13 protein-coding genes and 1 pseudogene are annotated in these 16,006 nt (G+C 34.3%); 5 read left to right on the top strand and 9 right to left on the bottom strand.

Annotated elements, in window-relative coordinates; genetic code table 11:
* Positions 1 to 71: 71 nt before the first annotated feature.
* The 3 genes from MKY60_RS02795 to MKY60_RS02785 all read left to right on the top strand — a co-directional run bounded on the left by MKY60_RS02795 (position 72) and on the right by MKY60_RS02785 (position 3,004).
* The gene (locus MKY60_RS02795; RefSeq protein ID WP_093493621.1) at positions 72 to 758 is read left to right on the top strand and encodes a TVP38/TMEM64 family protein; all 687 of its coding nucleotides are present in this window, start codon (positions 72 to 74) and stop codon (positions 756 to 758) included.
* Between the two features lie 19 nt (positions 759 to 777).
* Positions 778 to 1,515 carry a metallophosphoesterase family protein gene (locus MKY60_RS02790; RefSeq protein WP_241597295.1) on the top strand — a complete coding sequence of 246 codons (738 nt, stop codon included), beginning with the start codon at positions 778 to 780 and terminating at the stop codon, positions 1,513 to 1,515.
* Between the two features lie 349 nt (positions 1,516 to 1,864).
* On the top strand, positions 1,865 to 3,004 hold the full coding sequence (locus tag MKY60_RS02785) for a response regulator (protein ID WP_241597298.1): 1,140 nt from the start codon (positions 1,865 to 1,867) through the stop codon (positions 3,002 to 3,004).
* Positions 3,005 to 3,193: 189 nt separating this feature from the next.
* On the opposite strand, the gene MKY60_RS02780 is transcribed toward MKY60_RS02785, so the two are convergent.
* Both MKY60_RS02780 and MKY60_RS02775 read right to left on the bottom strand, forming a co-directional pair.
* Positions 3,194 to 4,111 (bottom strand): sensor domain-containing diguanylate cyclase, encoded by a 918-nt coding sequence (locus MKY60_RS02780; protein WP_241597301.1) that lies wholly within the window; start codon positions 4,109 to 4,111, stop codon positions 3,194 to 3,196.
* 288 nt (positions 4,112 to 4,399) lie between these two features.
* On the bottom strand, positions 4,400 to 4,897 hold the full coding sequence (locus MKY60_RS02775; RefSeq protein WP_241597304.1) for a flavin reductase family protein: 498 nt from the start codon (positions 4,895 to 4,897) through the stop codon (positions 4,400 to 4,402).
* 154 nt (positions 4,898 to 5,051) lie between these two features.
* Between MKY60_RS02775 and MKY60_RS02770 the strand changes: the two genes are divergently transcribed.
* Positions 5,052 to 5,372: a general stress protein gene (locus MKY60_RS02770; RefSeq protein WP_090564743.1), complete on the top strand. Its 321-nt coding sequence runs from the start codon at positions 5,052 to 5,054 to the stop codon at positions 5,370 to 5,372.
* A gap of 993 nt (positions 5,373 to 6,365) precedes the next feature.
* Here the strand turns inward: MKY60_RS02770 and MKY60_RS02765 are convergent.
* The 4 genes and pseudogenes from MKY60_RS02765 to MKY60_RS02750 all read right to left on the bottom strand — a co-directional run bounded on the left by MKY60_RS02765 (position 6,366) and on the right by MKY60_RS02750 (position 10,231).
* Complete coding sequence (locus MKY60_RS02765; protein ID WP_093493606.1) at positions 6,366 to 7,061, bottom strand: ABC transporter permease; 696 nt, start codon at positions 7,059 to 7,061, stop codon at positions 6,366 to 6,368.
* A pseudogene (locus MKY60_RS02760) lies at positions 7,054 to 7,975 on the bottom strand (ABC transporter ATP-binding protein). The gene MKY60_RS02765 and the pseudogene MKY60_RS02760 overlap by 8 nt, the downstream one beginning before the upstream one ends.
* 617 nt (positions 7,976 to 8,592) lie before the next feature.
* Positions 8,593 to 9,534: a sensor histidine kinase gene (locus MKY60_RS02755; RefSeq protein ID WP_241597310.1), complete on the bottom strand. Its 942-nt coding sequence runs from the start codon at positions 9,532 to 9,534 to the stop codon at positions 8,593 to 8,595.
* 1 nt (position 9,535) lies between these two features.
* Entirely contained in the window at positions 9,536 to 10,231 is a 696-nt protein-coding gene (locus MKY60_RS02750; RefSeq protein WP_241597313.1) for a response regulator transcription factor, read from the bottom strand.
* Positions 10,232 to 10,695: 464 nt separating this feature from the next.
* Here MKY60_RS02750 and topB point away from each other — a divergent pair, with 464 nt between their 5' ends.
* Positions 10,696 to 12,825, top strand: a complete 2,130-nt coding sequence (topB, locus tag MKY60_RS02745; protein ID WP_241597316.1) for a type IA DNA topoisomerase — start codon at positions 10,696 to 10,698, stop codon at positions 12,823 to 12,825.
* A 14-nt stretch (positions 12,826 to 12,839) separates the two neighbouring features.
* On the opposite strand, the gene MKY60_RS02740 is transcribed toward topB, so the two are convergent.
* The 3 genes from MKY60_RS02740 to MKY60_RS02730 form a co-directional block, all read right to left on the bottom strand.
* Positions 12,840 to 13,382, bottom strand: a complete 543-nt coding sequence (locus tag MKY60_RS02740; RefSeq protein WP_093493596.1) for a hypothetical protein — start codon at positions 13,380 to 13,382, stop codon at positions 12,840 to 12,842.
* A 120-nt stretch (positions 13,383 to 13,502) separates the two neighbouring features.
* Positions 13,503 to 14,552, bottom strand: a complete 1,050-nt coding sequence (locus MKY60_RS02735) for a DmpA family aminopeptidase (RefSeq protein WP_093493595.1) — start codon at positions 14,550 to 14,552, stop codon at positions 13,503 to 13,505.
* Between the two features lie 5 nt (positions 14,553 to 14,557).
* A complete protein-coding gene (locus tag MKY60_RS02730; protein WP_093493593.1) occupies positions 14,558 to 15,946 on the bottom strand; it encodes a bifunctional metallophosphatase/5'-nucleotidase in 1,389 nt (462 codons plus the stop codon).
* Positions 15,947 to 16,006 lie beyond the last annotated feature (60 nt).

Here is a 16,006-nt window from a genome sequence, read left to right as displayed (position 1 = left end):
AAGTTTTTTGTAACCTCAAACAATGGTACGATTGGATAATAAATGTGAGAAGGACCAGGTGACGTTAACAAATGAAAAATACAATTCAACATCTTACAAAAAGACAATGGATTATTTGGGGCGGCTTGCTGTTAATTATAGTTTTCGTCATATTTAATAAAGATATTGTCGTGTCTTTATTGCACGGAGATATAAATGAGGTCCAACTATTTTTAGAAAGAAATATTGGCTATGCGCTATTCTTTATGGCGCTAGTCATGCTTATACAAAATTCATTTACTATATTCCCGCTTATTCTAGTGATTACGATAAATATCTCTTTATTTGGATTCATAAACGGCTTTTTATGGAGTTGGTTCACGAGTGTAATTGCTTCTATCATCGTATTATACGGTGTGCGCTATGTTTTCCAAGAAATTATTATCGAAAAATTCAATATAAGTTTGATTGAAAAGGTTGATGCTAATGGTTTTGCTTATGTACTTCAGGGAAGACTCTTCCCTTTTATCCCTACTAGTCTGATCAATATCTTATCTGGACTTAGTACGATACGAATCGTACCTTTTACTATTGCTACTGCAATTGGAAATTTCCTTTATTTCTTCGTCCTAGCATTAATTCCTGCTGGAATATTATCATCTGATGTAGATGAGTATGTCATCTTCGGCATTATTTTTGCGACTATTCTTATTTATTATTTAGTGAAATACGTTAAACACAAAAAGAAATCTACGGAAAAAGTGGAGTCGTTAGATTAGGCACTAGGAGTGATTATTTTTGAAGATAGCAATTATAACCGATATTCACGGGAATGAAATTGCGTTAAAAGCAGTATTGAACGAAATAGATGCTGGGAGAGATGTGCAGGAAATTTGGTGTCTTGGAGATATGATTGCTATGGGACCAGATACAAATGAGGTTCTAGATATTCTATTTGAACGTCCAGACGTTCGAATGATTACGGGTAACCATGACGAGGCAATACTATCCCTTGTTTTAGGCGATGGACACCCCGATAGCTATATGCATACTCGCGAGCACCATGAATGGATTGCTAAACGTCTATCAGACCTAAATGTTCAAAGGCTTCAACAACTACCAAGAACTTTAGTAAAAGAAATTAACGGCAACCGTCTATTTGGAATTCACTACCATATAGAAACACATATGCGTGATGCTCATATTAGAAAAGAGCCCTTTTTTTCCATTTTAGAACCAACGCTAGAAAATATGGAAACGATGTTCGGTGATTATCCGGCAGACATCATTTGCTTTGGACATAACCATCCAGAGCATCTATTTCAAACTGAGTATAAAATTTACTTAAATCCAGGTTCTCTAGGTGTATCTAAAGGTAATACTGCACCATATGCAATAGTAGATTTAAGTTCTATTACACCAGAGGTTAAAATTCATCACGTAGCCTATGATAAACAGGCCTTTTTACAAAAGTTCGATACACTCCAGGTGCCACAAAGAGAAATAATGTTTAAGCTTTTTTATACAAAGGAATAAGGAAATTTCACCCTAATAGATATAAATCTGAAGAGATTTTTTAGTCGTATGAATTACTTACTTTGAAAATAATTTAATCACATTTGTTTGCGAAATATATAATCTTTACAAATTATGTATCTCTAATTTATTGGAAAGCTATTATAATTATAATTCTTATCCAAATCACCTTTACCTCCATTTTACTAACATTAATAACCTAATTGACCTTTAGAATACTTAGTCCCTAAAGGTTATAGTATATTTACTATTCTTTTATTAACTTCTCTATTTAGAGATTTGATGAATCTTATTAATATTATTATAATAGAAATAAATTTAAAATTTTTCCATAAATGGAGGGGATTTTATGATAAAAACAATTTTAGTGGATGATGAAGACCTTTCACTTTTCACCCTAGAAAAAAAATTACAGGAATTCCCTAACATACATATTATTAAAACATACAATTCACAAGAGCATATTCTATCTGACCTAAAAACAAATCATGTGGATGTTGCATTTTTAGATATTGAAATGGCGGACTTAAATGGATTAGACTTAGCCGAGGCTATCCTATCAATTCAGCCATCTATACAGATTGTCTTCGTAACTGCCCATTCGGAGTACGCAATACAAGCATTTGAATTAAACTCGATTGATTACTTATTAAAACCAATTACTACAAAACGTCTTCTTAAAACCATTAATAGATTAACTAAAACTGTAGAAGTATCTAGAAATCATGAAGATAGAACTGACGTTATCTCTACTTCTGTACCTTACATTAAGTGCTTTAATGAATTGCAAGTATTCCGTAATGGTCAGCTAATTCATTTTAAAACCGCCAAAGTTAAGGAATTATTTGGGTTCTTTCTTACAAATATTAATACATATATAAATCGTGATATTTTAATAGAAAACTTATGGCCAGGACAAGATTATAAAAAGTCTAAAATTCACCTGCATACATGCTTATCTTATTTACGCAAAACTTTAGATGAGCTTGGATACTCTAACTGTATTACATTCTCCAACCAAAGTTACTTTTTCACATTGGAACCAATTTACTGTGATGCAATAGAATTGAAAAAAAACCTCCAAAGCCTGGATAAACTTGATGTTACAAATATTCAAATTGCTGAAAATGCAGTCAATTTATATACAGGTGAATATATGGAATTGAATAGGTACGACTGGGCTTTTGTAGAAGCACAGGCATATCAAAATCAAATGCTGATTTTTTTAGATAAAATAATTGATTACTATCAGCTTAATGATGACTCAAAAACCCTATTTTATTTGCAAACTTACCTTAGGTTAAATCCATACTCAAATGAAAAAGTTAAGCAAAAAATCAATTTATTAATAAAAATGGAAAATCGATTCGAAGCAATTAAAACGTATCACGAGTATGAACAATTATTATTGAAAGACTTAGAAATAGAACTAGATGATTCATTTGTTGAGTTATTTAATGTTCTTATATCAACAGCTGAACGTTCCTAGACAGAGTTCCAAACGTTGTGAACATCAAAATGTACTATAAATAATGGTTGCACAGCATAGCAATATGGAGATGTATACTTCAAGTATATTACGAAAAATCGCCTTTACCGTCCTCTTCTGTTTCTTATTGAAGCTATTAGGGGACTTCTGCTTTTATTGTCATTGTTCCAATGTGGGATTAGATATGTCTTATCTTTTTGGAGTAACAAATTCTCTCTTAGATTTATTCTGTTTCTTTTGTTCATACATCAATCTATCTGCATGATGGATTAACGATTCTTCGTAAAGCCCGCAGTCTGGATAAACACTATCCCCTAAGCTTATATAGACTGAAATAGGACTATTATCGATATAAAAATCAGCAGTAAATTGATGTTGAATAGAATCGCAAATATCTTGCATTTTTCCCACTTCGTCAACAATAATTAAAAATTCATCCCCACTTTTGCGAAATATAACCGCACTATTGCCCACAGCCTCCACTAATCTTGATGCACATTCCTTTAAAAGCTGATCGCCCACTACATGACCATATTGATCATTTATGTGCTTAAAATTATCAATATCCAAAAATAATAATCCAAATTTTGAACTTTGTTGTTTACTCTTTTCTATATGATAAGAGATGCATTCGCTAAATTTTCTACGATTAGGAAGACCAGTTAGATCATCTGTGTAGGCTAAACTTCTCCACTTTTCTTCTTCGTTGGAGCTATTGACAGGAAGTATTATTAAAAGATAATTCCTTGCTTTATCCCCCTCATCACTAAATTCCAAAATATCAACAATAGAATCTATTGGTTGGTTAAATTTATCTATTAGTCTCAAATTACCCGACCAATACTTATCCTTCTCGAGATTTTCATAAATGTTTTTTAAACCCTTGTTTGAGGACTCACTAATTACCATATCAATAGTTAAAGTCTCTATATCATCCAACGAATAGTTAAAAACACTTAAAAATTTCTCATTAGCTTTTACAATATTTCCACTAGAATTTACTAGTGCAACTATGAATGTTTTCAATACAGATAAAGAAATGTTGAATACTTCTTTACTTACTAAATTATCATTATTTTTCTTGCGTTTACTTTGTTGGTAATCCATATTATCCCTCTTCTTCGATTTATTAATTTGTATATTCAAGTTTGAAATACTAAAAATCACTTCTTTTATTGTAATAGATTACTCTTACAATTCTCTTAAATTACTAAATTAATGAACCTTTTGAATGCCAACGAAAAGGAAGTTAACATAGGTATATTATACTACTCAACAAATATTTTCGAGATTTTCAGTTCATTTTAAAGTATTTATACCTAGTTTAATTATATTAGAGCCGTCATTAATAACACTCTATAGACAAAAGGATATCCACCAGGATATCCTTTTTACTCATTTATAAAATTCTGTCGGGATTGCACCGATATTTCTACGGTGATACAGTAAAGGCTCTTTAGCTGCATTTTGAATATGCAGTACCTCACCAATCATAATTGTATGATCGCCCGCTTCAACTTTGTTAAATACTTTACATTCTAATGTTGCTAAGGAATTAGAGAGCACCGGCAAATTCAATTCTGATTTATACCATTCACACTCAGCAAACCTATCCTCCACTTTACTAGCGAATAAATTACAAATATCTCCCTGATCTGCTGCTAGTATATTTACTGTAAACTTATCTACTTTTAAAAACTCTTCGTATGAGTATACTCTTTTATCAATAGACCATAATATTAATAATGGTTCCAACGATACAGAAGCGAAGGAATTAACGGTTAACCCCATAGGTTTACCGTCGCTGTTATAAGCTGTAACTACAGTGACTCCAGTAGGATAATTCCCCATTGCCGCTTTAAAGCCGGCTACTTGATCTAATTTATTTTCCATCTAAATAACATCCATTCTCTTTTTCTTTTAAGCATATCAAAACCACACATTTCTTTCACATATTTGGATTCATTCGAACCGATTTTGTTTAAAGTCGCTACTACCGGGTAAATATAAACTAGAACACATTACAAACAAAATGGAGGAATTATTCATGACAGTCAAACTAACAGTTGAAAATGCAGTTCAAGCTAAACAAGAAATTGAAAAACTTGAGACCCAAGGATACGTTCGAGACAATATTCATATTTTCGCCCATTTTAAAGAACGAGCAGACGATATCAATGATGCGCTCGACACTTCCGATGTGGGCATGAAAGAACAAGGCTTTTTACAATCTATGAAAAACATGTTCACCTCACGTGGAGATGAGCTTCGTAACAAAATGGAAGCAGCTGGCATCTCTAAACAAGAGGCAGAAGCAGCTGAAAAAGAACTTGATGAGGGCAAATTAGTAATCATTGCTCACAACTAATTAATAGAAGTACATCCCATTCCTTCATAGGAATGGGATTTTTATTTTCTAAGAAAACTATCCGGTCCTTTTCAGCATGAATATGCAAATGTGGTTCAAATGTATTCTCTGAAATCCCTACGCATCGAATTTTACCTCCAACATTTACTTTCTCATTTTGGATTAATGTTACACTAACTTTTTTCTTATAGGCTAAGTAAATAATTACAGTCGTATTTTCACATCATAAAGTCACATAATTACCGGTCGGTTTTCTGCATTAGCATCTGGTGTTCTAAGATCTAGTAATTCATTTTAAAATTCTTACACCTCTCCTTCGGAAATAGATCATTTGGGGTCATTTTTTTGTGCTAGATAAGCCTGGTGATAATTCTTTTGCGCTTGATTTCCTCCTTGCCCAATATAGTAGGTACCATCTTAAAGGGAAAAGTGATTCAATCGCCACATCAACAGTTGAAATATAATACCAAACAAAGGTATAAGTAATGTATATACAGCAAGTGTAAATTTTTGATCGTTACTATATATTTTATTCTAAAAGGTGAAGTACGTACTTTGAACAGCAAAGCTATAATGAGAAGTGCTAATAAAAGAATACGGAGATAGTCCTCGACCCAACTCCAATTGACCGATTGAAATATCCAAGCAACCATCGCAATAGTCGTAAGTGAATCGAATAACCATTCCAACTTACCTTTTAAAAGAATCAGTATACCAACTGAGAAAATAAGTGTAATAAACATTTACATCGTCTCCTTAAAAAATCTCTCCTTTTGCCCATCATTAGTTATCTACTGGTAATAGCGCCGTCCCGTAATACTAATTGAATAGAAACCCGATTAATCATTGTTCTTAGTTAAACAGCAGATGCACTATCTCACGCATTTACAGGAGGAAAGAATACATTAACTGGATAATCAATTTACTTTTATTGATAAAGACCTTTATCAATAAATAAGAGCCGCAATAATGCAGCTCTCTTCAACTAAATTATTAACATTTTAAATCTGTCTTTTCAATATTACGGATTGCAAAGTAAGCGATACTAATGCCAATTATGGCTAGTGATATTGGAATTATAATAATATCGTTTAATGAAAAATTGCCGCTATTCGAAGAAACAATCATGACAATGAGAATGGAAGAAATAATTGTAGTTGATGCAGAGTACTTTTTCATTCCGAAATATAATGGAATGAGGCACATTCCTGATGCTGCAATCGCGTTCATCAGCATGGAAGGCGTATGCTGTGTGACCATAGTGATTGATAATGTGCCAGGTATCAGATCAAAATAGTTTGTGACAGAAGAGAACACTATTGTTAAGAATACATTAGAAAGGATAATGGAGCAGAATGTGAAAAGGATTACGATTGCAAGCTTTGCCGTAATTAGTTTTTTTCTATTAATAGGATATAAAAATAATGTGGTAATTGTTTTATTCTTAAACTCACCAATAATGAGCTTAGAAATTAAGCTTGCAGCAAAAATAATAAAGGTTGCCCTTACAATCGTATCAATTATGGTTATGGCTTCTGTATAATTGGTTAAAAATAGGTCACCTTCCACCTTCGCGATGAACAGCATGGCTACCAACAATCCTGCTATAATGATATTGGCAATTATTGCTCCCTTTATATATGAAAATAATTTATACTTTTTCATTTCTAAACGCATTAAATTAGGCACTCATCTCACCTCCGTTAATTAACTTTAAGAAGTAATCCTCTAACGAATTTTTTTTCATGCTAATTTCCTTTATCTCCACGTTTTGCTCCATCAAAGCCCTTGAAATAGTGTTCTGTGTTTTTTGATTCATAGATACGGATACAATGATCCTCTACTAGTTTGTAATTGACGATGGCTAATTTGTCCTCTAAAATAAAAGCTGCTTTTTTTCCATCGTCGACAATCATTTCGATGTAATCTATTTGACTAAGTTTTACATCAGACATTGCAAGCTCACTAATTAATCTGCCGTTGTGAATAACACCAATTGTATCTGCAATTTGCTCCATTTCACCTAAAATATGGCTAGAAATAAGAATGGTAATGCCATATTCTTTGCATAACATTTTCAATAAATCACGAATTTCCTTAATACCACTCGGATCTAACCCATTAATGGGCTCGTCTAGAATAAGTAATTCGGGTTTAGTAATAATTGCACGTGCAATGCCCAATCGTTGTTTCATCCCAAGTGAGAAATCTTCTACAGGCTTTCCTTCCGCATGTGACAAATTAACTAGATCAAGTACTTGGTCGATTTCCTTTTTGTCGTAATAGCCCATGTATTCACAATGGAGATCCAATATTTCTTTAGCAGTTAAATTTTCATGGAAAATAGGATATTCAATAATTGTGCCCATTCTTTTTAAAACTTCATAAGATTTATGCGTTAATGTCTCTCCAAAAATTTCGATGTAGCCATTAGTTGGTTTTATTAAATTTGTAATTAATTTCATGATTGTTGTTTTCCCTGCACCATTGGAACCTAAAAAACCATAAATTTCACCTTTTTTTACATGCATGCTCACTTCGGAAACAACTTCTTTTCCCCCATATACTTTTGTGAGCCGATTTGTTCGGATTAGATATGTCATATGAATTTCCTCCCTCATTTGTTACTTTCCTTAGTATAAGAAATGAAGTTCTCTTTTTTCTTACCTGTTTCTTAAGAATTTCTTACGTAAAAAATATGTATGTATATACCTATGTCAGTCTCACAATTAATCGAAAAAAGAAGAATATTTACAAAATATCTTCTTACAGACTGTAGACAAACTCAATTTTTGGTGCATATATACTAAAATCGGCAAGGACCACCACTTCGCTTTCCGTGGGCTTGGCTTTAGCCTCCTCGTCACTGCGTTCCTGCGGGGTCTTCTGCTCAAGCTGTTCCCACAGGAGTCTTCGTGGTGGTCCTTGCCTTATAAACAACTCCTTAAAGATATTTATTATTACTTATAGCAGTTTATAAAAACACTTTTGTCGTCAAGCTGAAAGAAGAATATTTACAAAATATTCTTCTTATTATTCGCTTTTTAAAATCGAATCCTTTGTTTGACTAATGTCTTTGCGACGAGTAACCGCAGGAGCATATGTTTTCGTAATGGCAAGGAGATTGGAGCCATACCCGACTAGAGTGGAAATCAGCGTTGTTCGGATTTCCCTATTGAATATGCTTTTACGAAATTGTTTCATATATGAAAGTAGAGGTTTATTCCATATATGTTATTCTTTTTAAGGACACGCTAAAGACAGTCTTTTCATAGGGAATACTTGATAAATGAATAGAACCTCCCAACACTTCAACTAGTCGCTTTGTAATTGTCAGCCCAAGACCACTGCCTTGAAACGACTTATTCCTAGAATCTTCGAGGGTGTACATTCTTTCAAAGACATGATCTCTATGATGTTCATCAATGCCTTTCCCCCGGTCCCAAATATCAATAGAAATAGTCTTATCATCATATCCGATAGCTAAGCCTATTACCTTTCCCTCGGCACCGTAAGTAATGGCGTTAGATAGTAAATTGTTCAAAATTCTGTCCAGTGCTTCTTCGTTTCCAAGGGCAAAAACTGTTGATTCCGGGATGTCGATTTGCATGTCAATTCCCATTGTCGTTACGATATCATAGAAAGATAAAATATTTTTCCGACAGATTTCATTCACATTTATCCTTGTAATGGGATAATTCGAATCGCCAGCTTCAATTTTTGCCAAATCAAAGAATTGATGAATTAGTTGAAGGACTTCAAGTGATTTTGAATGAACACCTGAGAGCAAACGTTGCTGTTCTTGTTCACTGATTGCAGTGTTAAGTTGAAGCATTTCCGTATACCCCAAAACAACAGTCAATGGTGTTTTTATATCATGAGAAATATTTGCCAACATTTTCTTAGTCGAGTTTTCTATTTTACGATGGGTAGCAATAATTTTTTGATTATGGTCCAATAACCTATTAATCTCATTGAATAATAGCTGTAATTCCTTATTGGTAGTCATATTTAAAATTTTTTCTCCCGATTGCTCAGCGATGATGGATTGTAATTTTTGAGAAGTATAATAAATGGAAGCATTGTGCTCTTTTTTTTCACGGTACTGGAAAGAAATAACGATGAGTAATAGCAATATAATAATAGAAAGAAATAGTACCATTTTAATCCCCCTCAAACTTATAGCCAATACCCCAAAGTGTTTTAATATAATGTGGATTGGATGGATCGTCTTCAATTTTTTCACGAAGACGTCTTATATGTACATTTAGTATATTTTCATCACCATAATATTCATCGTTCCAAATCATTTGATAGATTTGCTGTTTCGTAAAGACACGCTGACGATTTGTAGCAAACAATTTCAAAATGGCGAACTCCTTTGAAGTAAGCTTTATAGTTTGCTGGTTTTTCATGACAGAAAAGTTCATAAGGTCAATCGTAAGATCACCGATTATCAACATATCTTGCTTGTTATCTGAATGATTCGAGTAAATTGTTGCTCTCCTAATTGCAGATTTCACTCGTGCTGACAGTTCCAACATTGAAAACGGCTTAGCAATATAATCATCTGCTCCTAATCCCAGTCCTATTGCTTTATCCACATCACTATCTTTTGCTGACATAATTAAAATCGGCAGTGCACTTTTCTCTCTAATTAATTTTAATACTTCTAAACCATCCAGCTTTGGCATCATAATATCTAATATCATTAAATCAAATGAAGTACTCTTACACTTATTCAGTGCTTCGACTCCATTTGAAGCAGATGTAACGCTAAAGCCTTCGGTGATTAAATATTTCTCTACCATTTCGCTAATTGATACATCGTCTTCAACAAGTAGAATATGCTTTGACATTGTTATGCACCCTCTTTTTATTTTCCTAATACTATCTAATTATCATAACGAATTCATGAAATGAAATATAGTAATAGATGTAAGCCTATTCTAGTACATCTATTTCTATCGGTATCCATACACTAAAAAGACAACAAGTAAAATATTGTGGCATGAAATACAAAAATGCACATAAACAGATTAAAAATCTGGATTTATGTGCATTTCAAAATGAGAAGAAACTAATAGTTCCGCTTCTCTAGATTGTAGGAAATACAATGTATTGACCTAGTATAGTTTTTACTATATTTAAAAGATATGTATCAATTCATTAGTTGAGCCTGTTCAACACCACAAAGTTCATTTAAGGAATCTTTCTTTTGATGGTCATAGTAATAAGGACTTCAATTCCATTAGAAAACCTTCTGAATTTATGCGATAATAAAAGATCGAAGTTTCTATTATATCCGAAAAGAGGTGTCCTCATGAAACCGGTCATCCTAGCCGAAAAACCTAGTCAGGCAAAAGCATATGCAGATGCTTTTAAAGTAAAACGTCACGAAGGCTATTTAGAGATCCACCCTTGTTCTATTTTTCCAGAGGGTGCCTATATTACATGGGGAATTGGGCACCTAGTTGAATTAAAAGAGCCCAAAGCATACGATCCAAAATGGAATAAATGGTCTTTAACTAGTTTACCCATTTTGCCAGAGAAGTACGAATTTCAGATTGCTAAAGGGAAATTTAAACAGTTTTCTGTTGTAAAAAAATTACTCAAGTCTACTGATACTGTTATTAACGGATGTGATGTGGACCGCGAAGGATCGAATATCTTTTATAGTATATACAATCAAAGCGGAGCCCGCGGTCAAACGATTAAACGTTTATGGATTAATTCTTTAGAGGTTGATGAGGTTCTGAAAGGTTTCAGTAATTTACAGGATAATCGTAAGGATCTTTTATTATACGACGAAGCCAAGGCTCGTCAAATTAGTGATTGGCTCGTAGGTATGAATGGTTCCAGATTATATTCTCTTTTATTGCAAGGACAAGGTATTAAGGAAGTATTTCCTATAGGACGGGTACAATCACCAACTATATTTTTGATTTATCAACGTCATCTAGAAATTGAACAATTTGTTTCAGAACCCTTTTATGAGATAGAAGCTACATTTCAAGCGGAACAAGGGAAATACAAAGGAAAAGCAAAAGCAAAGGAATCCAAAAGAGAAAAGATTCAAGAGCTCCTTTCCGGGCATCTTATTCAGCCGAACTCTCCTGGTGTCATTACTTCTATAGAAAAAATCGATAAACGAACATCGCCTCCTCAGCTCCATTCTTTATCGACATTACAAGCAACTGCCAATCGTTTATGGAAAACGAGTCCAGCAGATGTGCTAAAAACAATGCAGGGACTATATGAAAAAAAACTAGTTTCATATCCGAGAACTGATGCAAGACATATTACACCAAATGAGTTTTCCTATATAGCATCTCAGGTTTCATCCTATCAACAGATTATTGGTCACACTTTTGAAGTTGCTTCATTCGCCCCTAAAAAACGGTATGTCGATAGCTCAAAGGTACAGGAACATTATGCTATAATACCAACGAAGAAGCTCCCAACCCCTGCTAAATTGGGTGGACTCTCGAGTCTTGAGAGAAATCTTTATGAAGAAATCATTCGTACTACTTTAGCGATGTTTCATACTGACTACTTATATACAGAGACGAAGGTTATAACAGATGTGAATGGACTAGCCTTTTTTACTACTGGAAAAACGGAACGAGATCAAGGCTGGAAGGCTTTGTTTGCCCGCTCCACTAGTGATAGAGAAGAACAACCTCTTCCTCCATTACAGGAACAGGAAAAGGTCGAGAGCGATATTGGTATTAAAGAAGGTAAAACAATGCCTCCGAAGCCATATACAGAAGGCCAACTCATTGCCATGATGAAAACCTGTGGAAAGCTTGTGGAAGACAAACTAGAAACGGAGATTTTAAAAGAAGTGGAGGGTCTTGGAACCGAAGCAACCCGAAGCGGAATTATCGAAACTATTAAACGTCACGGTTATATAAGTGTCACGAAAAATATTGTTTCCATAACAGATAAAGGACGAGTCCTCTGTCAGGCAATTGACGGTAATCTTCTCGCTAGTCCATCGATGACAGCTAAATGGGAGACCTATTTACGAAAAATCGGTAATGGAGAAGGTTCAATGGATCGCTTTTTAGGAAGTATTGCTAAGTTTATCCATAGTTTAATGCAAGAAGTACCAAATCAATTAAAAACAAAACAAATTGATATAAAGCTAGCGCCTCGTGCATCAAAATATGATTCCAAATTTAAGAGAGACCCAATTGTAATATGTCCAAAATGTCAAAAAGGGTCTATCATAGCACATAAAAGTTTCTATGGTTGCACTGAATATAAAAATGGTTGTACTCAGACATTTAATGGATTCTTTTTAAAGAAAAAAGTAACCCCTAGCCAAATAAAAATGCTTTGTACAAAGGGTAAAACAAATATTATCAAAGGATTTGAAGCTGAAAACGGTCAAAAATTTGATGCCTACTTAGCATTTGTTGAAGGTAAAATTAAATTGGAGTTTTAATAACAACAGTATGCTCACTTCTCTTTCTTTGGCCGTTGCCAGATGAAATAAGAAATTGAAATAGCAAAATCAATTCCGAGGATGAATAACCAGAGTTCCAATGTGCCGGATAATACTTTTGTTCTTGTAGTGTCATCTATGAAATAGATCATCGCAACAATAATTACAGCACCGATAACATAAGCAAGAAGATGCAAAATAGATCCTTTCATAGAGTGATAGGCATAATCCATACCAGTTTTCCGGATGGGTCTCGTGCCTTGTTTTTTCACATAATAAAGAAACCGTTCGTCCGTCCATCGAATCATACTTTTACCAAATGCAATCGATACTCCAAGGTAAATTGCTGAAAGTGCATGAAATCGATTGGCTATTGCACCGTTATATAAATCTACAGCTGTAACGATGAGAAGAACAAGATCGATAACAGGCGTCAGTGCCAGAAAGAATAAGCCTAGTTTTTCACGTTTAAACATATAGCGGATTAAAAGGCCTAGTAAGATAACAACCCAAAATCCAATTTCACAGACAACTATTGTCCAAGCAACAAGATTCATCTAAACACCTCCCTTATAATATAATGTTGTTATTTAAAATTCATAACACAATATTGAATTCCCAAATGATATCTTTATTCAAAATAAGGCTGATCTCCATGGTGAAGATCAGCCTTCATTTTATTCAAAAGGATATGCATGAACTACCGTTCCATTTCGCCCTGTTGTAGTTACAGCCTGTGACAAAGAATTTAAAATAGCCTCTTCTGTTACCTCTGCCACTCCTTGGAATAAATCATTCATAATTGAGTGGTCATCTCGTAATTGCCGCCTTACCTCCACACTTTCTTGTGAATTATGCTGTATTTGATGAGCAGTGGAAAATGCGATAACTATATCGCCACTTCCATTACTAAAATGACTACCTGTTCTACCTAGGCCTATCCCGCATCGTTTAGCAAGTCGCGTAAGCTGTCTATTACTTAAGGGAGCATCTGTTGCCAATACAATCATGATGGACCCGTCTGCTAGCTTAGGAAAATTAGGCACATCTCTCATTTGATTTACTTGATATTGAGTAGCCTGAAATTCTTCTTTTCTTCCGAAATTACTCAGCACCATACAACCGATAGTATATACCGAATCATTATCTTCAATAATACGTGATGAAGAACCGATGCCACCTTTATATCCAAAGCAAATCATACCTTTACCTGCACCAACTGCCCCCTCTGGTGAAACATCAGCCGAAGCACTTTGAATACACTCAATCGCATGTTTTGGCTCAACAGGGAGTTTACGAATAGAATTTAACCGGCTGTCATTGCATTCTCCTACCACTATATTAAGAGTCCCCGTAGAATCCCCTATTTCAGGATTGTTTTCTAGCATGTACTCCAGTGTCCCTTGAGTAACTGCTGGAATGCCAAATGTATTCGTTAGCATAATGGGTGATTCAATTAGCCCTAGCTCATTCACTTGTACAAGTCCGGTTGTTTTACCAAAACCGTTTAAAATGTAACTTGCCCCAACTACTTTCTGTTGAAATAAATTACCTCCATGCGGTAAAATAGCGGTCACTCCGGTACAAGCATAATCTTCTCCTCCAAGTGAGCTATCTAATGTAATATGTCCTACTTTCACACCTTCTACATCTGTTATGCAGTTTTTTTTACCAACAGGTAATCTACCAATCTTTATACCACGCTGTCTAATCTTTTTAGGATCCACTTTTACTACCCCTTTACTTTAGAAACCTCTTTCCACCTATGAAGGAAAGATCCATCACAAAAATCTTGTTTTTCTCCATATAATCGAAGAACATCCTTAATCTCTTCTGCTAAGTATTTTTCATTACGATTGTTCATGAGACTTGGATAACCTGACCCTCTTTGTAGATAGTCTGAGCTGCCTACCATGTACCATCTTTCCTCTTCTAACAAATCCCCATTCACATATATTGCATGAATCTTTTTCCCGTCATGTTCTATTTGAAGTCCCGAAGCATGAAGGCTCCCTACAAATCTCCCTCTAAATCCCGGACCTCTCCCATCTGCTAAGCATATTTGTGCATCTAATGACTGCTCCAATGCTTCCTTTAAATACTTCCCTTGCATCTCAAAAGAAGTTGGATTTAATGGAGAAGGACATATCTCGATTAGCTTTTTTTGTGTCATTTCATGAAATATTCCCGCATTACAAATACCACTATTGATAAGGCCAATTTCTGTTCCCAGCATATCCTTCAGCCCGTCAGCTATTAAATTAGAAATTGGATTTTCTTCCACAACGTCATGCCACAAAGGATGTTCTATTGTATACAAAGGTTTACTTAATGCTTCTATAGCTCTTTCTTTACTATATCTCAAAATAGATTCTATCTGTTCACTCTCTTTTATATCCTTTGTAGAAATAGTCTCTGAATGGACAAGATGTACTTTACCATCTAGTATATCTAACTCCATAATGCCTATATGTTCCCCGTAATTACCTGCGCTATTCATAATTGTTTGATCTATAATCTTTGCCTGCTCAAATAACTTATGATCATGTGCAGAAATAATAATGTCAATCTCTTTAATCTCTTTAGCAAGAGATTCATCTGCAAAGGTGCCAATATGACTTAACAAAATGCAAATATCATACTTACCTTTGTTTTTATATATCTCTTCTTTTATAGCTCTTGAGTAGTCAGTCATATGAATGCCTAGCCCGTCATTAAATACTCCCATATCAGGGGAAGACCCTGTAATAAGGACCCGTACCCCATTTTTTTCTAAAATAACGCTTGGCTTTACCCCATTAATAGATGAACAATCTTTTTTTAATAAATTATTGCTAATAAACGGAATCGGACTGCTACTTGCCATAAGTTCTAGTGTGTCAATTCCATTGAACATTTCATTGTTTCCAATTGTTATTGCATCGTAACCAGCGGCAGCTAATAACTCTATAGCAGCCATACCTCTTGTGCCTTGGAGCTCAATGCTTTTAAAATCAGCAAAATCCCCTCCGTCTAAAATAATCGTGTCTTCATCTTTCTGTTGGTTAATCAAAGTAACTATTTTTTTGTAGTTTTCAAAATTACTATGTATGTCATTTGTATGCAATATTTTAAGTCTCATAGACGCCTCCGTTTATGTATTTAACTTGACAATTATACCATATTCAAATTTTTCTAATTA

The sequence above is a fragment of the Psychrobacillus sp. FSL K6-1415 genome (assembly GCF_038003185.1).
Lineage (GTDB): Bacteria > Bacillota > Bacilli > Bacillales_A > Planococcaceae > Psychrobacillus > Psychrobacillus psychrodurans.
Note: the sequence above shows the minus strand (reverse complement) of the source record. Positions and strands in the feature narration are given on the sequence as shown.